This window comes from Kitasatospora sp. NPDC093806 (assembly GCF_040683335.1).
Lineage (GTDB): Bacteria > Actinomycetota > Actinomycetes > Streptomycetales > Streptomycetaceae > Kitasatospora.
Map to the genome: position 1 here is coordinate 47,834 of NZ_JBFBDO010000037.1, position 19,161 is coordinate 66,994.

At 75.4% G+C, this 19,161-nt stretch carries 13 protein-coding genes; 11 read left to right on the top strand and 2 right to left on the bottom strand.

Translation table 11 applies throughout. The annotated features are described in order from the left end of the window. Nucleotides 1-78 precede the first annotated feature (78 nt). From argH to cobA, 10 genes are all read left to right on the top strand, one after another. The gene (gene argH / locus AB0N76_RS19500) at nucleotides 79-1,512 is read left to right on the top strand and encodes an argininosuccinate lyase (RefSeq protein WP_363558713.1); all 1,434 of its coding nucleotides are present in this window, start codon (nucleotides 79-81) and stop codon (nucleotides 1,510-1,512) included. 113 nt (nucleotides 1,513-1,625) lie between these two features. Further along, entirely contained in the window at nucleotides 1,626-1,883 is a 258-nt protein-coding gene (locus tag AB0N76_RS19505; protein ID WP_363558714.1) for a hypothetical protein, read from the top strand. Nucleotides 1,884-2,317: 434 nt separating this feature from the next. Further along, nucleotides 2,318-2,818, top strand: coding sequence for a GNAT family N-acetyltransferase (locus AB0N76_RS19510; protein WP_363558715.1), 501 nt, complete (start codon nucleotides 2,318-2,320; stop codon nucleotides 2,816-2,818). Nucleotides 2,819-3,380: 562 nt separating this feature from the next. After that, the gene (locus AB0N76_RS19515) at nucleotides 3,381-4,406 is read left to right on the top strand and encodes an ATP-binding cassette domain-containing protein (RefSeq protein ID WP_363558716.1); all 1,026 of its coding nucleotides are present in this window, start codon (nucleotides 3,381-3,383) and stop codon (nucleotides 4,404-4,406) included. Next, nucleotides 4,403-5,149, top strand: coding sequence for a methionine ABC transporter permease (locus AB0N76_RS19520; RefSeq protein ID WP_363558717.1), 747 nt, complete (start codon nucleotides 4,403-4,405; stop codon nucleotides 5,147-5,149). Before AB0N76_RS19515 ends, AB0N76_RS19520 begins: the two co-directional genes overlap by 4 nt. A 58-nt stretch (nucleotides 5,150-5,207) precedes the next feature. Then, nucleotides 5,208-6,038, top strand: a complete 831-nt coding sequence (locus AB0N76_RS19525) for a MetQ/NlpA family ABC transporter substrate-binding protein (RefSeq protein ID WP_363558718.1) — start codon at nucleotides 5,208-5,210, stop codon at nucleotides 6,036-6,038. A gap of 224 nt (nucleotides 6,039-6,262) precedes the next feature. Next, a complete protein-coding gene (locus AB0N76_RS19530) occupies nucleotides 6,263-6,916 on the top strand; it encodes a GNAT family N-acetyltransferase (protein WP_363558719.1) in 654 nt (217 codons plus the stop codon). A 203-nt stretch (nucleotides 6,917-7,119) separates the two neighbouring features. Continuing rightward, nucleotides 7,120-8,466 carry a precorrin-6y C5,15-methyltransferase (decarboxylating) subunit CbiE gene (gene cbiE, locus AB0N76_RS19535; protein WP_363558720.1) on the top strand — a complete coding sequence of 449 codons (1,347 nt, stop codon included), beginning with the start codon at nucleotides 7,120-7,122 and terminating at the stop codon, nucleotides 8,464-8,466. Between the two features lie 534 nt (nucleotides 8,467-9,000). Next, nucleotides 9,001-12,750 carry a nicotinate-nucleotide--dimethylbenzimidazole phosphoribosyltransferase gene (gene cobT, locus AB0N76_RS19540; RefSeq protein ID WP_363558721.1) on the top strand — a complete coding sequence of 1,250 codons (3,750 nt, stop codon included), beginning with the start codon at nucleotides 9,001-9,003 and terminating at the stop codon, nucleotides 12,748-12,750. Between the two features lie 131 nt (nucleotides 12,751-12,881). Continuing rightward, nucleotides 12,882-14,135: a uroporphyrinogen-III C-methyltransferase gene (gene cobA, locus AB0N76_RS19545; protein WP_363558722.1), complete on the top strand. Its 1,254-nt coding sequence runs from the start codon at nucleotides 12,882-12,884 to the stop codon at nucleotides 14,133-14,135. A 74-nt stretch (nucleotides 14,136-14,209) separates the two neighbouring features. On the opposite strand, the gene AB0N76_RS19550 is transcribed toward cobA, so the two are convergent. Then, nucleotides 14,210-16,942 (bottom strand): SpoIIE family protein phosphatase, encoded by a 2,733-nt coding sequence (locus AB0N76_RS19550; RefSeq protein ID WP_363558723.1) that lies wholly within the window; start codon nucleotides 16,940-16,942, stop codon nucleotides 14,210-14,212. Nucleotides 16,943-17,040: 98 nt separating this feature from the next. Between AB0N76_RS19550 and AB0N76_RS19555 the strand changes: the two genes are divergently transcribed. Beyond that, complete coding sequence (locus tag AB0N76_RS19555; RefSeq protein WP_363558724.1) at nucleotides 17,041-17,847, top strand: RNA methyltransferase; 807 nt, start codon at nucleotides 17,041-17,043, stop codon at nucleotides 17,845-17,847. 159 nt (nucleotides 17,848-18,006) lie between these two features. Here AB0N76_RS19555 and AB0N76_RS19560 read toward each other — a convergent pair whose 3' ends face one another. Further along, a complete protein-coding gene (locus AB0N76_RS19560) occupies nucleotides 18,007-18,948 on the bottom strand; it encodes a hypothetical protein (protein WP_363558725.1) in 942 nt (313 codons plus the stop codon). Nucleotides 18,949-19,161: the final 213 nt, after the last annotated feature.

Sequence of the window (19,161 nt, forward strand, 5' to 3'; positions counted from 1 at the left end):
CCCGGCCGCCCCACCCCCGGGGCGCGGCCGGGGCCACCCCCCCAAGACCCACCCGAACAGCAGTGAAGGAGCCGTGCGATGTCCGCCGACCAGACCGCCTCCGGTGGCGACGTCCGCCTCTGGGGCGCCCGCTTCGCCGACGGCCCGTCCGAGGCCCTGGCCAAGCTCTCCGCCTCGGTGCACTTCGACTGGCGCCTCGCCCCGTACGACATCGCCGGCTCCAAGGCCCACGCCCGCGTCCTGCACCAGGCCGGGCTGCTCACCGCGGACGAGCTCGCGGCCATGCTGGACGGCCTCGACCGGCTGCTCGCCGACGTCGAGGCGGGCACCTTCACCGGCACCATCGCCGACGAGGACGTCCACACCGCCCTCGAACGCGGCCTGCTGGAGCGGCTCGGCCCCGACCTCGGCGGCAAGCTGCGGGCCGGACGCTCCCGCAACGACCAGATCGCCACCCTCTTCCGGATGTACCTCCGGGACCACGCGAAGATCATCGGCGGACTGGTGCTGGACCTCCAGCACGCCCTGGTCGGCCTCGCCGAGGCCCACCCGGACACCGCGATGCCGGGCCGCACCCACCTCCAGCACGCGCAGCCCGTCCTCTTCGCCCACCACGTCCTCGCGCACGTGCAGGCCCTCGGCCGGGACGCCGAGCGGCTGCGCCAGTGGGACGCCCGGACGGCCGTCTCGCCGTACGGCTCGGGGGCGCTGGCCGGCTCCTCGCTCGGCCTCGACCCGCAGGCCGTCGCCGCCGACCTCGGCTTCGAGGGCGGCTCGGTCGGCAACTCCATCGACGGCACCGCCTCGCGCGACTTCGTCGCCGAGTTCGCCTTCGTCACCGCGATGATCGGGATCAACCTCTCCCGGATCGCGGAGGAGGTGATCATCTGGAACACCAAGGAGTTCGGCTTCATCACGCTGCACGACGCCTTCTCCACCGGCTCGTCGATCATGCCGCAGAAGAAGAACCCCGACATCGCCGAGCTCGCCCGGGGCAAGTCCGGCCGGCTGATCGGCAACCTCACCGGCCTGCTCGCCACCCTCAAGGCGCTCCCGCTCGCCTACAACCGGGACCTCCAGGAGGACAAGGAGCCGGTCTTCGACTCCTGCGACACGCTGGAGGTGCTGCTGCCCGCCTTCACCGGCATGATGGCCACCCTCACCGTGCACCGGGAGCGGCTGGAGGAGCTCGCCCCGGCGGGCTTCTCGCTCGCCACCGACATCGCCGAGTGGCTGGTCAAGCAGGGCGTGCCGTTCCGGGTCGCGCACGAGGTGGCCGGCGCCTGCGTCAAGGAGTGCGAGGCCCACGGCATCGAACTGGCGGACCTGACGGACGAGCAGTTCGCCGCCATCTCCGCGCACCTGACGCCCGAGGTCCGCACGGTGCTGAACGTGCACGGGGCGATCGCCGCCCGCAGCGGCCGGGGCGGCACCGCGCCGAGCGCCGTCGCGGTCCAGCTCGCCGAGGTCAAGGCGGACCTGGCGGCCCAGCAGGAGTGGGTGACCGGCTGACGGACGGTCACTGACCCGGGAGAGGGGCGCGGCGGAGTCTCCGCCGCGCCCCTCCCGTGCGTACGCGACCGGACGGGCGTAACCGGGGCGGGCCGTGCCCGGTCATCCACGGTATGTACACCGACCTCCCGTCCGTCCCCTCCGCCGAGGACGAGGTCCTCGCCGCGCTGAGTCTCCGCCTCGTCCGGGAGGCCGTCGCCGCCCTGCCCGGCCGCTGCCCGCAGCTGATCGCCGCCCTCGCCGAGGACCCGCCGCCGACCTACCGCGAGCTCTCCGAGCGCCTCGGCATGCCGCGCGGCTCCATCGGCCCGACCCGCTCCCGCTGCCTGGCCTGCCTCCGCGCCCGCCTCCGCGCCGAACGCTACGGCTGACGCGTGACTCTCGCCGCCCACCGCGGCCCGCCCCTCTTTCCTCTCCTCCCACCCTCGCCCCGCCGGGCGTGACCCTCGCCACGTCCGGGCCCCTCCCTCGCCCTTCCCCTCCGCGCGGCCCGCCCCCCTGCCCTCTGCTCCCACCCCCACCCCGCCGGGCGTGACCCTCGCCACGTCCGGCGGCCGGGAGGTTGAGACCAGCTGACACGCGGGTAAGGCGCTGGCGAACGCAACCCTTGACGGTGGCGCGATCGCTCGGATACTGACCGTGAGCGTGCCGCCGCCGACACGGCCCCACCAGGGCCGTGCGGGCTGGTACGTTCGTGCGCCACCCCGGTCTGGGCGGATCCCCGGCCGGGACACCTCCGGCAGGGCAACCGGTGCGACACCCTCACGTTCGCGCGCCGGGCACAACGATGGGGAGGCCCCCGCACATGGGCATGAGCGTGATCATTTCGACCGCCGGGACGGAAGACGCGGAGCAGATCCTCAAGCTCCAGTACCTCGGCTACCAGAGCGAGGCGGAGCTCTACGGCGACTGGGCGATCGACCCGCTGACCCAGTCCCTGGAGAGCCTGCGCGCCGAGCTGACCGAGCAGCGGTTCCTGGTCGCCCGCCTCGGCGACGAGATCGTCGGCACCGTCCGCGGCCGGGTCGGCCCGGACGGCGTCGGCCGGATAGGGCGTCTGGTGGTCCACCCCCGGATGCAGCGGCACGGCCTCGGCGGCCGCCTGCTGGAGGCGCTGGAGCAGCGCCTCGCGGAGGACGGCGCGGTGACCTCCTACCGCCTGTTCACCGGCCACCGCAGCCTGGGGAACCTGCGGCTCTACGCCCGCCAGGGCTACCGGCAGACCACCGTCGAACAGGTCAGCGGCCGGCTCAGCCTGGTGCACCTGGAGAAGCCCGCCCCGACCGCACTGGCCGCCACTGCTTGAGCCCCCCAGCTCCGCCCACCCGACCCGGCGCCGCCATCATTCGGACCACCGAAGGCGGCGCCGGTCGGCGTTTCCGCAGCTCATCGTGATGATCGTCCGCATTGCGGACACCGGGTCCAAATAGTTGGGACCAATTCGAACCATCTGATTTACTGGCTCACATGACTGCGACGACGAACTGGACCCCCACCGGCACACTGCCGGCAGGTGAGCGTGCCATGTGCCGTCGAATGTGTCACCGCTGAGGGCCATCGTTCCCTCCCCCTAGCCACCGGCCGGGGGACCACACCTCGCGCCCCGAAGCGAGACCGGGCCCGCTCCCGTCGAAGTGAGCGCCCAGCCTGCCGTAACCATTCCCCCCTTCCATCCGCCTGCCCACCCACGGGCGGGTGACCGTCACCGGTGACTCGTAAGGGCCACGCCGTCGCGCGGCCCGGCCGTCCACCGGCGACGATCAGGGGGTGGCAGGTCCGGATCCCCCTGGCAGAGCGCCGTCCACGTCGCCGACCGCAACCCGGTACGGCGGTTGCACGCCGTCCGCCCCCGACCCACGGAAGCAGCTGTGATCACCACCACGGACCTCACCAAGGTCTACCGATCCCGCGGCCGCGAGGTGACCGCCCTCGCCGGCGTCGACCTCCACGTCCGCCCCGGCGAGGTCTACGGAGTCGTCGGCACCAGCGGTGCCGGCAAGTCCACCCTCATCCGCTGCGTCAACATGCTGGAGCGCCCCAGCTCCGGGACCGTCACCGTGGACGGCGTCGAGCTCACCGCCCTGTCCGGCGGCGAGAACCGGGCCGGCCGGGAGCTGCGCGAGGCGCGCCGCCGGATCGGCATGGTCTTCCAGCACTTCAACCTGCTGGCCTCCCGGACGGTCCAGCAGAACGTCGAGCTCCCGCTGGAGATCATCGGCCTGGACCGCACCGAGCGCCGCCGCAAGGCCGCCGAGCTGCTCGACCTGGTCGGCCTCGGCGACAAGGCCCGCAGCTACCCCGGCCAGCTCTCCGGCGGCCAGAAGCAGCGCGTCGGCATCGCCCGCGCCCTGGCCGGCGACCCCAAGGTGCTGCTCTCCGACGAGGCGACCTCCGCGCTCGACCCGGAGACCACCCGCTCGATCCTCAAGCTGCTGCGCGACCTCAACCAGCAGCTCGGCCTCACCGTCCTGCTGATCACCCACGAGATGGACGTCATCAAGTCCGTCTGCGACTCCGCCGCCCTGATGCGCGGCGGCCGGGTGATCGAGTCCGGCGAGCTCACCGACCTGCTCGCCAAGCCCGGCTCCGAGCTGGCCCGCGAGCTGTTCCCGCTCAGCGAGTTCGGCACCGGCCACCCCGGCGCCACCGTGCTGGAGATCACCTTCCAGGGCGACACCTCGGCCCAGCCGTTCGTCTCCCAGCTCGCCCGCACCTACCAGATCGACATCAACATCCTCGGCGCCGCCGTCGAGACCATCGCCGGCCGGATGGTCGGCCGGATGCGGGTCGAGCTGCCCGGCAGCCACCAGGACAACGTGGTGCCGATCGGCTTCCTGCGCGAGCAGGGCCTGCAGGTGGACCTGATCGACGCGGCGAACGGAGCGGTGGCATGACCTGGGAGCAGATGCAGGAACTGATGTGGCCCGCCACCTGGGAGACCCTCCAGATGGTCGGCGTCGCCACCGTCGGCACCATCCTCTTCGGCCTGCCGCTCGGCGTGCTGCTCGTCCTCACCGACAAGGGCGGCCTGCTGCAGAACCGGCCGGTCAACAAGGTGCTCGGCGCGGTCGTGAACGTCTTCCGCTCGGTGCCGTTCATCATCCTGATGATCGCCCTGATCTCCTTCACCAAGTGGCTGGTCGGCACCTCGATCGGCTGGGAGGCGGCCACCGTGCCGCTCACCATCGGCGCGATCCCGTTCTTCGCCCGGCTGGTCGAGACCTCCGTCCGCGAGGTCGACCGCGGGCTGATCGAGGCGCTCCAGGCGATGGGCGGCTCCACCTGGACGATCGTCCGCAAGGCGCTGATCCCCGAGGCGCTGCCGGCCCTGGTCGCCTCGACCACCACCACGATCATCGCGCTGATCGGCTACTCCGCCATGGCCGGCGTGGTCGGCGGCGGCGGTCTCGGCACCCTCGCCATCAACTACGGCTACTTCCGCTTCGAGACCGCCTTCATGTGGATCATCGTGGCCGAGCTGGTGATCATCGTCACGATCGTCCAGCTGCTCGGCGACTGGGGCGTCCGCGCCCTCGCCAACCGCGGCCGTGGCGGCGGCCGGACCCGCCTGCTCGGCCGGCGAGGCGGCACCCCCGCCGCCCCGGCCGCCCCCGACGAGAAGCTCGTCGCCCCCTAAGACCACCCGACGTCCGTCCCGGACCCGGCTCCCCGTATCACGCAGAAAGGCACTTTTCGTGCGCAACGCCCTGAAGTTCACCAGCGTCCTCGCCACCGCCGGCATCGCCCTCTCGCTGGCCGCCTGCGGCAGCAACGGCGACTCGAAGTCCTCCTCGGACCCGAACGCCGCGCTCACCGTCGTCGCCAGCCCCACCCCGCACGGCCAGATCCTCAAGTACGTCAAGGACAACCTGGCGGAGAAGGCCGGCCTCAAGCTCACCATCAAGGAGGTCACCGACTACGTGACCCCCAACACCGCGGTGCAGGACGGCTCGGCCGACGCCAACTACTTCCAGCACGTGCCGTACCTGGAGGACTTCAACAAGAAGCACGGGACCCAGATCGTCTCCGTCGAGACGGTCCACCTGGAGCCGCTGGGCCTGTACTCCAAGAAGGTCAAGGCCATCGGCGACCTCAAGGACGGCGCCACCGTCGGCCTGCCGAACGACGCCACCAACGAGGGCCGCGCGCTCAAGCTGCTCGCCGACAACAACGTCATCACCCTCAAGGCCGGCGTCGGCACCGGCGCCACCCCCGCCGACGTCACCGGCAACCCGAAGAACCTCAAGTGGAAGGAGCTGGAGGCCGCCCAGCTGCCCCGCTCCATCGACGACCTCGACGCCGCCGTCATCAACGGCAACTACGCGCTCGACTCCGGCCTCAAGCCCGCCACCGACTCGCTGATCCTGGAGAAGGCCGAGGGCAACCCCTACGCCAACATCCTGGCGGTCAAGCAGGGCAAGGAGAACGACCCGCGGGTCAAGAAGCTCGCCGAGCTGCTGCACTCGCCCGAGGTCAAGAAGTACATCGAGGACACCTTCAAGGGCTCGGTCATCCCGGCGTTCTGAGCCACCGCGTTCCGAACCCCCTCGTGACCGTCCCGCGTGACCCGTCCCGCCGGACCCCGACCGGGCCCCCGCCGCACCCAGGCGGGGGCCCGGTCGGGCAGTATGCACGAGTGACGGTCCGACAGGCCGATTTCTGACGTACCGTCGTCCGGTCCGTGCACCGCGTGACAGCCCGGCGCCGGCGAGGCGTACGGTGTGTCCACGACCCGGCGAGGAGAGACGGCATGGCAGCGAGCTTCCCCGAGACCGCCATCAGCACCGAACGGCTGCTGCTGCGCCCGCTTGCGGAGGACGACGCCCCCGGCCTGGCCGTGATGATGGCCGACGAACTCGTCCTGGCCTGGACGGATCACCCGCACCCCTTCACCGAGGCGCACGCCGCCGAGCTGGCCCGCACCCTCGCCCCCGCCCACCGGGCCGCCGGCCGGGGCATCGTCTTCGCCGTCGTCGAGCACCTCACCCAGCGCCTGGTCGGCCTGGTCGAGCTCCGCAACACCGACTGGCGGCTGCGCTCCACCGAGATCTCCTACGTCACCGCCCCCTGGGCGCGCGGCGAGGGCTACGCGCCGGAGGCCGTCCTCGGCGTCGCCCAGTGGCTCTTCGAGGACCGCGGTTTCCTGCGCCTGGAGATGCGCACCGCCGCCGGCAACACCGCCGCCCAGCAGGTCGCCCAGAAGATCGGCGGCATCAGCGAGGGCGTGCTGCGCAGCGCCTGGATAGTGCGCGGCGAGTCCGGCGAGGTGGTGGAGGAGAGCCGCAGCGACCTCCTGCTGTGGAGCCTGCTGCCCGAGGACATGGAGGCCCCGGAGCCCGCCGTCCCCGGCCGGCCCGGCGACCACCGCTACCCCGGCGACCACCGCTACGTCCTGCGCGACTGAGCCGCGCCCCGGACCCGGCCGCCTCGCCTGGCCCGCCGAGCCCCCCACGCGCCCGGCCGCCCTCCCCAGCCGGCGCCCCGCCCCGCTGCCGGACATGTGTACGAGATGTCGGCGCCGGGGGGATCACACCCGGTAGCCTCTGACCGGCGCCGCATGCGGGCGCCGCCTGTCGGCGCACGGATGGCGAGGGAGAACAGCCGCAGATGGCTGACCGGATCACGGTCATCGGGTGGGACGGCACACCGCTGACCGAGGCCGCCGCCGCGGCCCTCGCCGCGGCGACCCTGGTGGCCGGCGCCCCCTACCAGCTCAAGGCCCTCCCGGTGCCGCCCGCCGCCGAACGCCTCGCGCTCGGCAGCATCCAGCTCGCCGCCCGCCGGATCGCCGAGCACCGCGGCGCCGCCGTGGTCATCGCCGAGGGCGACCCCGGCTTCTTCGGCGTCGTCCGCACCCTGCGCCGCCCCGAGTACGGCCTCGAACTGGAGGTCCTGCCCGCCGTCTCCTCGGTCGCCGCCGCCTTCGCCCGGGCCGGCATGCCCTGGGAGGACGCCCAGGTGGTCAGCGTCCACGGCGGCCGGCTGCGCCGCGCGGCCAACGTCTGCCGGGCCCACCCCAAGGTCGCCGTGCTCACCGCGCCCGGCGCCGGCCCCAGCGAACTCGCCCTCATGCTCCGCGGCGTGCACCGCACCTTCGTGGTCTGCGAGGGGCTCAGCACCCCCGACGAGGACGTCACCGTGCTCACCTCCGACCGGGTCGCCGACCACATCTGGCGCGACCCCAGCGTGGTCCTGGTGATCGGCGGCAGCAGCGGCGGCGGTCCCGGCGGCGGTCCCCAGACGGGCCGCACGGCCACCGAGGCGGCCGGCTGGATCGCCGGACGGCCCGTCGGCTTCCCCGGCCCGGACCGGGGCTGGGCGCTGCCCGGTGACGCCTACACGGGCGCCGGGCGCACGCGGGACGAGTCCACCGCGCCCGGTGCGCCCGGCGCGTCCGACACGCTCCCGGCGCACGTCCGCGCGCTGGTGCTGGCCCGGTTGGGCGCCCGCCCCGGCGACCTGGTCTGGTCGGTGGGCGCCGGCAGCGGCGCGCTCGCCGTCGACGCCGCCCGCTTCGGCGCGGCCGTCGTCGCCGTCGAGGCCGACCGCGCGGCCTGCGCCCGGCTCGCCGTCAACGCCCGCCGCTTCGGCGTCGAGGTGGAGACCGTGCACGGCCGCGGCCCCGAGGTGCTCGGCGAACTGCCGGAGCCGGACGCGGCCGTGGTCGAGACCGGCGGGCCGGAGGTGGTGCGCGCGGTGCTGTCCCGGCGCCCCGAACGGATCGTCGCGGTCGCCCGCACCCTCGCCGAGGCGGAGGAGGTCCGCCGCGCGATCGCGGCGGCCGGCTACCGCGCCGACGGCGCGCTGCTGCAGAGCGCGCCCCTGCTCGCGCCCGGGGGCGCGCCGGGGAGCGCTGCGGGGGGCGCCTCGGGGACCACCGGACCCGGCCGGGGGCTGCGCCTGGGCGTCGGCGACCCGGGCACCTTCCTGCTCTGGGGTGAGCAGATCTCGTGAAGGCGCGGTGCGCCGGGTGGCGATCCCGGTGGAACCCGGTGCCGATTTGGCCCCCTTTGCCCGCCGTGGAGGGCCGCGGCGGTCGGTCGGACGGTGATCCAGGTCGCATCCGGACACCGATTCGAGAGGCGGCGCCGCCGGGCCGGTAATGTGGCGTCCCGGACGGCTGTGGCGTCCGGCACCCGCCCGATCCGGTCGGTTTGTCGCCTTTCTGACGTGGCGCAGGCCGGTACGGCTCGGAGTGTGGGCAATTCGACGCGCCGCCTGCCGGACCTGGAGAATGCCGTAGGGTCCGGTGCGGTCGTGCCGGTTGCCCCGGCTTGTCGTTGTTTCAGATGACGCGCCACCCCGCACGGGTGGTACGCGGGCCGGGGTGCCGCAGCGCGCCGGAAGGACTTCGGCCGCAGCGCCTCGGCGCGGCGGCCATGTGTGATTTGAGGGGCGGGTCGGTGCAGGCCCGGCCCGTGCGGATGGGCGCTGCGGTCGGTGATCGCGTCGCCGAGGGCGCGGCAGCGGCCTGGAAGGAGCTTTGACATGACCGATGGCGGCCACGTCCCCAACGAGGGACTGCCGGAGCACCTGCTCGCCGGGACCGACCCGCTCGGCGGCCCGGAGGGCGTCGCACCCGGCGCCCCGGTGACGGGTGTCGCGATCGACGGCACGGTCCCGGCTCCCGCGGTCCCGGGCGGTGTCCTGCCCGGCGCCGGTGTCCTCCCGCCGCAGGGCGTGCCCGGCCAGGGCGTCCCGGTCCACGGCATCCCCGGCCAGGAGATCCCCGGCCAGGGCGCTCCGCTCGGCGCCCCCGGGTTCGCCGTGCCCGCGCCGGGCGTGCCCGGCGCCGTCGCCGACGGCTGGGCCGTCGACCCGGGCGCCCCGCGTCCCGCCTTCCACTTCCTCGACCAGCCCGACCAGCCGGACGGGCTCGACGACGAGGACGACGTCCTGCTGATGCCCGGCCCGCAGGGTTCCTGGGGCGAGGCACCGCTGCCCACCGACCCGGCCGCCGACCAGCAGGCCGTGCCCGGGACCCCCGTCGAGCCGTCCTGGCCGCCGCTGGACCCGCCGGCGCTCGGCGCCGACCAGGCCGCCCAGCAGGTGCACGGCGCTCCGCAGGGCATGCCGCAGGCGCCGCTCCAGGCGCAGGCCGCCCCGGGCGCCCCCGTCCAGCCGCAGGGTCCGGAGCCGGTGACGGCCGCTCAGGCGCCGCGCCGCCCGCTGCACGCCGGTCCGCCGATCCCGGACCCGTCCCTGATGACCGGCCAGGTCCCGGTCTTCTCGCTCGCCGACCGCGGTCCCTCGCAGGGCGCCACGCCCGCGCACGGCATCCCGGTGGTGCCGGCCGCCGCCGTCCAGCCGGAGCCGCAGGTCGCCCCGGTCGCCCAGGCGCAGCCCGTCGCCCAGCCGGTGCCGCCGGTCCAGGAGGCCCAGCCGGTGCCGGACGCCGTCCCCGTGCCGCAGCAGGCGGATGCCGTCGTCGAGGCTGCCCCGGCGGTCGAGGTTCCGTCGGCCCCCGAGGCCGTCGTGCCGCCGGTCGCCCCCGTCGAGGTGCCCGCCGAGGCCGCCGAGCCGACCGCGGAGCAGACCGCCGGGCAGCCGGTCGAGCAGGCCGCCGTTGCCGTCGCTCCGGTCGAGGCCGCCGAAGCCGTCGAGGCCGTCGCGCAGGTCGAGTCGGTCGAGCCGGTCCAGGCCGTCGTGGCGGCCGCCGCCGAGCAGGTGGCCGGCATCGCCGAGTCGCAGCCGGGGGAGGCGCCGGTGGCCGAGGCCGTCGAGCAGGCCGCTCCGGCCGCCGCCGAGGCCGACCCGGAGGCCCAGCAGCAGCCCCGCCGCATCTCCGCGTTCCTCGCCGCGCCGACCCCGCACGGTCTGCCGCAGGTCGAGGCCGTCGAGCAGGCCGCTCCGGCCGCCGCCGAGGCGCAGGCCCAGCAGTCCGCCCCGATAGCGCCCGTCGAGGGCGCCGAGGCCGTCCAGAGCGCCGAGGCGGTCGAGGTCGTCGAGGCCGTGACGCCGGAGCAGGCCGCGCAGCCGGTCGCCCCCGCCGAGGCCGCCGAGGTCCAGGCCGAGGTCCAGGCCCCGGAGGCCGTCGTCGAGACCCCGGAGGTCGCCGCCGAGGCCGCCACCGAGGTCGTCGCCGAGGTCGCCGCCGAGACCGCCGTCGGTACCGGTGAGATGCCCTCCGGCCAGCCCGTCGCCGCCCCGGCCGCGGAGGCCGCGGAGGTTGCGGAGGTTGCCGAGACCGCTCCCGTGGACGCCGTCGCCGCGCCCGCCGAAGCCGTCGAGACCCCGGTCGAGCAGCAGCCCGCCGCCGAGGCCCCGGCCGAGCCGCTGGAGCCGTCCGCCGAGACCCCCGCCGAGCCCGTCGAGGCCGTCGCCGTCGAGGCCGACGCCCCCGTGCCGGCCGACGCCGAAGCCGTCGCCGGGACCGGGACCGAGGCCGTCGCCGTCACCGCCGCCGAGGCCCAGGAGACCGAGCAGGCCGAGCAGGCCGAGCAGACCGAACCCGCGGAGCCCACCGAGCCCGCCGAGCCGCGCGGCCCGGCCGCCCCCGGCTACGACGAGCTCGGCCGCGAGGCCGTCCACCAGGTCATCCGCGAGCGCCGCGACATCCGCAACGGCTTCCGCCCCGACCCGATCCCGCACGAGGTGCTGATCCGCGTCCTGGAGGCCGCCCACACCGCCCCCAGCGTCGGCTACTCCCAGCCCTGGGACTTCGTGGTCATCCGCTCCGCGAAGACCCGCCGCAAGATGCACGAGCTGGCCGAGCGCCAGCGCGAGGCGTTCGCCGACTCGCTCCCCAAGGGCCGCGCCAAGCAGTTCAAGGAAATCAAGATCGAGGCGATCCTCGAGACGCCCGTGAACATCGTGGTCACCGCCGACCGCACCCGCGGCGGCCGCCACACCCTGGGCCGCCACACCCAGCCGCAGATGGCCCCGTACTCGGCGGCCCTGGCCGTCGAGAACCTCTGGCTGGCCGCCCGCGCCGAGGGCCTCGGCGTCGGCTGGGTGAGCTTCTTCGACGAGGAGGAGCTGGTCCGCGAGCTCGGCCTGCCCGAGCACCTGGAGGTCGTCGCCTACCTGTGCGTCGGCTTCGTCGACGCCTTCCCGGACGAGCCCGAGCTCCAGCAGCAGGGCTGGGCCAAGAAGCGCCCGCTGTCCTGGGTCGTCCACGAGGAGCAGTACGGCAACCGCGCGCTGCCCGGTGAGGAGCCGCACAGCGTGCTCTCCGAGACCCTGCGCGGCATCCGCCCGCTGGACGCCAAGGCGCTCGGCGAGGCCTGGGACCGGCAGAAGCGGATGACCAAGCCGGCCGGCTCGCTCGGCATGCTGGAGATCATCTCCGCCCAGCTGTGCGGCCTGTCCCGCAAGTGCCCGCCGCCGATCCCGGAGCCCGCCTGCGTGGCGGTCTTCGCCGCCGACCACGGCGTGCACGCGCAGGGCGTCACCCCGTGGCCGCAGGAGGTCACCGCCCAGATGGTCGGCAACTTCCTGGCCGGGGGAGCGGTGGTCAACGCCTTCGCCAAGCAGATCGGCACCGAGGTCTGCGTGGTCGACGTCGGCGTCGCCGCCGAGCTGCCGGACGCGATCCAGCAGGGCCGCACCACCGGTCTGCTGCCGCGCAAGGTCAGGCCCGGCACCGCCGACATGACCCAGGGCCCGGCGATGACCCGCGAGGAGGCCCTCAAGGCCATCGAGGTCGGCATCGAGACCGCCCGCGACCTCGTCGCGGCCGGCAACAAGGCGCTGATCACCGGCGACATGGGCATCGCCAACACCACCGCCTCGGCCGCCCTGATCTCGGTCTTCACCGGCCTGGACCCGGCCGAGGTCACCGGCCGCGGCACCGGCATCGACGACGCGACGCACGCCCGCAAGGTCGAGGTGATCCGCACCGCGCTGGCCCTGCACCAGCCCGACCCGGCGGACCCGATCGGCGTCCTCGCCGCCGTCGGCGGCCTGGAGCACGCGGCCATCGCCGGCTTCCTGCTCGGCGCCGCCAGCCTGCGCACCCCGGTCATCCTGGACGGCGTGATCGCCGGTTCGGCCGCGCTCGTCGCCAAGGCGATCGCCCCCGAGGTGCTGGCCGCCTGCATCGCCGGCCACCGCTCGGCCGAGCCCGGCCACGAGGCCGCGCTCACCAAGCTGGGCCTGCGTCCGCTGATCGACCTCGACCTGCGGCTCGGCGAGGGCACCGGCGCCCTGCTGGCCCTGCCGCTGGTGCAGAGTGCGGCCCGCGCGATGCACGATGTAGCCACCTTCGACTCCGCCGGGGTCACCGAGAAGGCCTGACGTCCGTCCGCACCGCTCCGTGCACCGGCCCGAGGGCGCGCCGGCGCGCGGAGCGGTGCCGCGCCGTACCCCCGCACACCGTGCACCCGTCGCCCGCCGTGCACCCGTCCCCCGATCCAGGAGCAGCGCCGATGACCGCGCCCACCCCCCACCCCAGCACCGAGGGCCGCACCCCGTACCCGGTCGGCCTGCTGCTCGCCGGCCGCCGCGTCGTGGTGGTCGGCGGCGGCCACGTCGCCCAGCGGCGGCTGCCCGCGCTGCTCGCCACCGGCGCCGAGGTGCACCTGATATCCCCGGCCACCACCCCGGCCGTCCAGGCGATGGCCGACGCCGGTGAGCTGACCTGGCACCGGCGCCCGTACCAGGACGGCGACCTCGCCGCCACCTGGTACGCGCTGGTCGCCACCGACGACCCGGCGGTCAACGCCGCCGTCAGCGCCGAGGCGGAGCGCGAGCGGGTGTTCTGCGCCCGCAGCGACGACGCGGCCGCGGCCACCGCCTGGACGCCGGCCAGCGGCCGGGACGGCGGGGCCACCGTCGCCGTCCTCACCGGGGACCCGCGGCACTCGGCCGCGCTGCGCGACTCGATCGTGGAGGGCCTGCGGGACGGCTCGCTGGCCGCCCGCCAGTACCGCGCGCACGGCGCGGGCGTGGCCCTGGTCGGCGGCGGTCCGGGCGACCCGGACCTGATCACGGTGCGCGGCCGCCGGCTGCTGGCCGACGCGGACGTGGTGGTCGCCGACCGGCTGGCGCCGCGCGAGCTGCTCGCCGAGCTGCCGGAGCACGTCGAGGTGATCGACGCGTCGAAGATCCCGTACGGCCGGTTCATGGCCCAGGAGGCGATCAACCGGACGCTGGTCGAGCACGCCAAGGCGGGCAAGTTCGTGGTCCGGCTCAAGGGCGGCGACCCGTACGTGTTCGGGCGCGGCGGCGAGGAGCTGCTCGCCTGCGCCGAGGCCGGGCTGCCGGTGACGGTGGTGCCGGGCATCTCCAGCTCGATCAGCGTGCCGGCGGCCGTCGGCGTCCCCGTGACGCACCGCGGGATGACGCACGAGTTCACCGTCGTCTCCGGCCACGTCGGCCCGGACGACGAGCGCTCGCTGACCAACTGGGACGCGCTCGCGGGCATGACCGGCACCCTGGTGCTGCTGATGGCCGTGGACAAGATCGGCGCGATCGCCGCCCGGCTGATCGAGGGCGGCCGGGCCGCCGACACCCCGGTGGCGGTCGTCCAGGAGGGCACCACCGCCGCCCAGCGCCGGGTGGACGCCACCCTCGCCACCGTCGCGGCCACCGTCGAGGCCGAGCGGATCAAGCCCCCGGCGGTGATCGTCATCGGCGACGTGGTGAACGTCCTCGCCGCCGCCACCGCCCTCCGGGGCTGAGCCCCCGGGCACTTCGCCGACCCGCACCCGTCGGCGAAGTGCCCGCCCCCGAGGGCCGGCTGCTCCAGGACCGGCTACTCCAGCGGCTGCTCGGTCCAGATCACCTTCCCCGTCGCGGTGTACCGCGTCCCCCACCGGTCCGCGAACTGCGCGACCAGGAACAGCCCGCGCCCGCCCTCGTCCGTGGTGGCCGCGTACTTCAGGTGCGGCGAGGTGCTGCTGGTGTCCGACACCTCGCAGATCAGCGCCCGGTCCCGGAGCAGCCGCACCCGGATCGGCCCCGTCCCGTACCGGATCGCGTTTGTCACCAGCTCGCTCAGGATCAGCTCGGTCACGAACGCCGCCTCCGCCAGCCCCCAGCCCTCCAGCCGCTCCGCCACCGCCGCCCGCACCCCGCCCACCGCCGCCGGGTCCGAGGGCACCTCCCACTCCGCCACCTGGTCCGCCGGCAGCATCCGGGTCCGCGCCACCAGCAGCGCGATGTCGTCCTGCGGCCGGGCCGGCAGCAGTGCCCCCAGCACGTCCGCACAGGTCTGCTCCGGCGTCCGCGGCGGACCGGCGAGCGCCGACCGCAGCAGCTCCAGCCCCTCGTCGATGTCCCGCTCGCGGTCCTCCACCAGCCCGTCCGTGTACAGCACCAGCCGGCTGCCCTCGGCCACCTCCAGCTCCGTCGTCTCGAACGGCAGCACCGCCAGACCCAGCGGCGGACCGGTCGGCAGCTCCGGGAAGACCACCGTCCCGTCCGGCCGCACCAGCGCGGGCGGCGGGTGCCCCGCGCTCGCCAGGGTGCAGCGCCGTGACACCGGGTCGTAGATCAGGTACAGGCAGGTCGCGCCCGTCACCGCCGCCGCGCCCCCGGTCGCCGACTCCTCCTGGTCGATCCGGTTCACCAGCTCGTCCAGGTGCCCGAGCAGCTCGTCCGGCGGCAGGTCCAGGGTCGAGAAGTTGTGGATCGCCGTCCGCAGCCGCCCCATCGTCGCCGCCGCGTGCAGGCCGTGCCCCACCACGTCCCCGACCACCAGCGCCACCCGCGCGCCCGGCAGCGGGATCACGTCGAACCAGTCCCCGCCCACCCCCGCCTGGGCCGGCAGGTACCGGTGCGCCACCTCCAGCGCGTTCTGCGCCGGCAGGGTCCGCGGCAGCAGGCTGTGCTGCAGGGTCACCGCCATCGCGTGCTCCCGGGTGTACCGGCGGGCGTTGTCGATGCACACCGCGGCGCGCGCGACCAGCTCCTCCGCCAGCGCCAGGTCCTCCTCCTCGAACGGCTCCGCCCGCTCCGCCCGCCAGAACCGGGCCACCCCCAGCAGCACCCCGCGCGCCTTCAACGGCACCCGCACCAGCGAGTGCACCCCGTACGCCAGCGCCCGCGCCGCGCCCTCCGGGTCCTGCTCCCGCCACGCCGTCGACTCCGCCAGCCGCGGCTCCATCCCCGCCAGCCCGCTGGTCAGCGCCCCGGCCAGCGGCGCCGTCGGCACCACCTCCACCACCGTGCCCACCGGGTAGAACGGCGCGTCCGCCCGCACCGCCGCGAACGCCGCCCGACGCATCGGCCCCGGCTCCGGACCGGGCGGTGGCTCGTCGCCCGCCAGCACCTGCTCGGCCAGGTCCACCGTGACGACGTCCGCGAACCGGCCGACGGTCACCTGCGCCAGCTCCTCTGCCGTCCGCGTCACGTCCAGCGTGCTGCCGACCGTCACCCCGGCGTCGTACAGCAGCCGCAGCCGCCGCTGCGCCACCTCGGCCCGGCCGCTCAGCGCCAGCAGCTCGGTGGAGTCGCGCAGCGTCGCGACCGAGCCGGGCGGCCCGCCGTCCCGGTCGGTCGGCCGCACATTCACCGCCAGCAGCCGCTCACCGGCCAGCACCACCTCGTCGGACACCGCCCGCCCGGCCGTCAGCAGCTCCAGCGGCGCGGGCTCCAGACCCAGCTCGGCCACCGGACGGCCCTCGGCGTCCGCCGGCAGGTCCAGCAGCCGGCGCGCCTCGTCGTTGCAGAGCAGCAGCCGCCCGTCGCCGCCGAGGATCAGCACGCCCTCGCGCACCGCGTGCAGCACCGCCGCGTGGTGCTCGTACATCCGCGTCATCTCGGTCGGGCCCAGCCCGTGGGTCTGCCGCCGCAGCCGCCGGCTGATCAGCGCCGTCCCGCAGGTCGCCAGCCCGAGCGCGACCGCCGCCGCGCCCAGCACGACCGGCAGCTGCTTCTCGCTGGCACTGCTGACGTTGGCGATCGTGATGCCCGACGACACCATCCCGACCACCTGGCCGTCCGGCGCGTGCACCGGCACCACCGCCTGCACCAGCGGCCCGAGGGTGCCGGTGACCTGCTCGGTCACCACCTCCCCGGACAGCGCGGGCTGGTAGGTGCCGACGAACTTCTGGCCGATCCGGGCCGGATTGGGGTGGGTGTAGCGGATGCCGTCGGTGCTCAGCACGACGATGAAGTCCACGCCCGCGTTGACCCGCGCCGCCTGCGCCTTCGGCTGGAGCACGGCCGTCGGGTCGGGGGAGCGCAGCGCCTCGACGATGCCGGGGGAGTTGGCGAAGGTCTGCGCGACCGCCACCGACCGGTTGGTCGCCTCCTGCCGGGCGTCGTTGCGGGACTGCACCACGAGCGCGACCACGGCGGCCACCACCAGCAGCAGCACGACCACGACCTGCAACCCGAACACCTGACCGGCGACCGACCGGGCCCGCACCGGCTGCTGCCGGGCGGCTCGGGTTCGCTGGTGCCGACCGTGGGGGCGCCCACCGGTGGAGCCGGCGGCGGCAGGGTCCGACGGAGCCCATGATCGGCCCGAAAAACGGGCCATACGTCATATTTGCACTCCGTCCGCCGGGGGGCCAAGGCGGGCGGCTCCGGTCCTTGGGCCGGTTGGCCTTCCCCGGCCCGACTTGGCAAGATCGCAGGATGGCCGAACCCAGCACCATCACCGACCCCGCCGACCCGCGCCTCGCCGACTACACCGGCCTGACCGACGTCGAACTCCGGCGCCGACGCGAGCCCGCCGAGGGCCTGTTCATCGCCGAGGGCGAGAAGGTCATCCGGCGCGCGCTCGCCGCCGGCTACCGGATGCGGTCGATGCTGCTGACCTCCAAGTGGCTGGACGTGATGGCCGACGTCATCGCCGAGGCCGAGGCCCCCGTCCACGTCGTCGAACCCGGCCTCGCCGAGGCCGTCACCGGCTACCACGTGCACCGCGGCGCGCTCGCCTCGATGGAGCGGCAACCGCTGCCGGACGCCGCCGAGCTGCTGGCCGGCGCCCGCCGGGTGGCCGTCCTGGAGGGCCTGGTCGACCACACCAACCTCGGCGCGATCTTCCGCAGCGCCGCCGCGCTCGGCATGGACGCCGTGCTGCTCTCGCCCGACTGCGCGGACCCGCTCTACCGGCGGGCGGTCAAGGTCTCGATGGGCGCCGTGTTCGCCGTCCCGTACGCCCGGCTGGACCCCTGGCCGGCCGCCCTGGACACGGTCCGCGCCGCCGGCTTCACCCTCCTCGCCCTCACCCCGGCCGAGGACGCCGTCGACCTCGCCACCCTCACCCCGCACCGCCTCCCCAAGGCCGCCCTGATGCTCGGCGCCGAGGGCGACGGCCTCACCCGCCAGGCCATCGCCGCCGCCGACCACCCGGTCCGCATCCCGATGGCCCACGGCATCGACTCCCTCAACGTCGGCGCCGCCGCCGCAGTAGCCTTCTACGCCGTCACCGCCAGCTGACAGGCCTGGCCGCCCACGCACGAGAAGTCGGCGGGCCCGACTTCCTGCGCCCTCCCCGCACCTCGGCCTCGCCGCATGCACGGGAAGCCGGCCGCACCTGCGCGCCTTCGTCTTCGTCTCCGCACAGGAAGTCGGATCCGCCGACTTCCGGTGCGGCGGTCAGCCCGTGGTGGGGGCGGTGGGGGGTGCGGGGGCGGCGGCCGGGGGCGGGGTGGCGGTGGAGCCGGGCCAGGACTCCTCCAGCGTGCCGTCCGCGCGGAGCGTGTAGCGGGTGGACGTCGTCGTGCCCGTCTGGGCGACCCGCTCCTCCCGGACCAGCGCGCCGTTCTCCAGCCGCCAGGTGGCCGTCGCCTGCGGGTCCGCCGCCGAGGAGCGCGCGGTCAGCGGCACCGGCGCGTCCCCGTTGAACGAGAACAGCTGCACCAGGTCGACCGGCACCGAGCCCTCCGACCGCCGCAGCACGATCAGCGCCGCCGGCGCGCCCTTGTACCGGGCCTGGAGCACCGCGCTGAGCACCACCTGCGGCCCGGTGCCCGTCGAACGGCCGTCCCGCAGGGTGATGGCGGGGCCCCCGGCCGGGTCGGGGTAGCCCCGGTTCGGCCAGTCGACCGCCGGACCGGCACCCGGCGCGGGCGCCAGCGCGCCGTCCCCGGCCACCGCGCTGCCGCGGGCCGCGGCAGCGAGCGGGGTGGTCGACGGCGCGATCCCGTCCGCCGAGGTCCCCGGACCGGCCGAGGCCGGCTGCTCGGTGGCAGCCGCCGGTCCACCCGCCGCCGAGGCGCTGACCGAGGCGGTGGGCGGCCGCAGCCCCTTGTTCTCCCGGTTCTCGCAGCCCTGCGCCGCCGCGATGGCGAGCGCCACGCCCACCGTCACGGTCACGAAGACCACCAGCCGCTGCCGCAGCAGCCGCTGCCGTGCCGTGCCCGGACGTCCGCCGGGCACGGGGGTGTGCTGCCGGTCGCGGGCCTGCCCGCGCGGTCGTCCCGGCCGGGGGGCGCCGGCGCGGCCGGGCGGCGGGGTCTGCTGGCGTTCGCGCATCGGCCGGGTGGCCTGGGCGGCCTCGGGCCGGGGGAGCGGTGCGGTGACCGCCTGCGCGCTCACCCCGGCGGCCCGCCGCTGCGGTCCGCCCGGGTGCCCACCGCCCGGATGCCCACCGCCGGGGTGTCCGCCGGCGGGCGGTGCGCTGCCGGGCCGCCCGACGGCGGCCCGGGACCGGGCCGCGGCCTGGTCGGGGGCCCGCCCGGGGGTCCGCACACCCGGCGCACCCCGCGGTCGGCGCGCCGTCGGTGCCGTCGGCCTCCGCCGCCCCGCGCG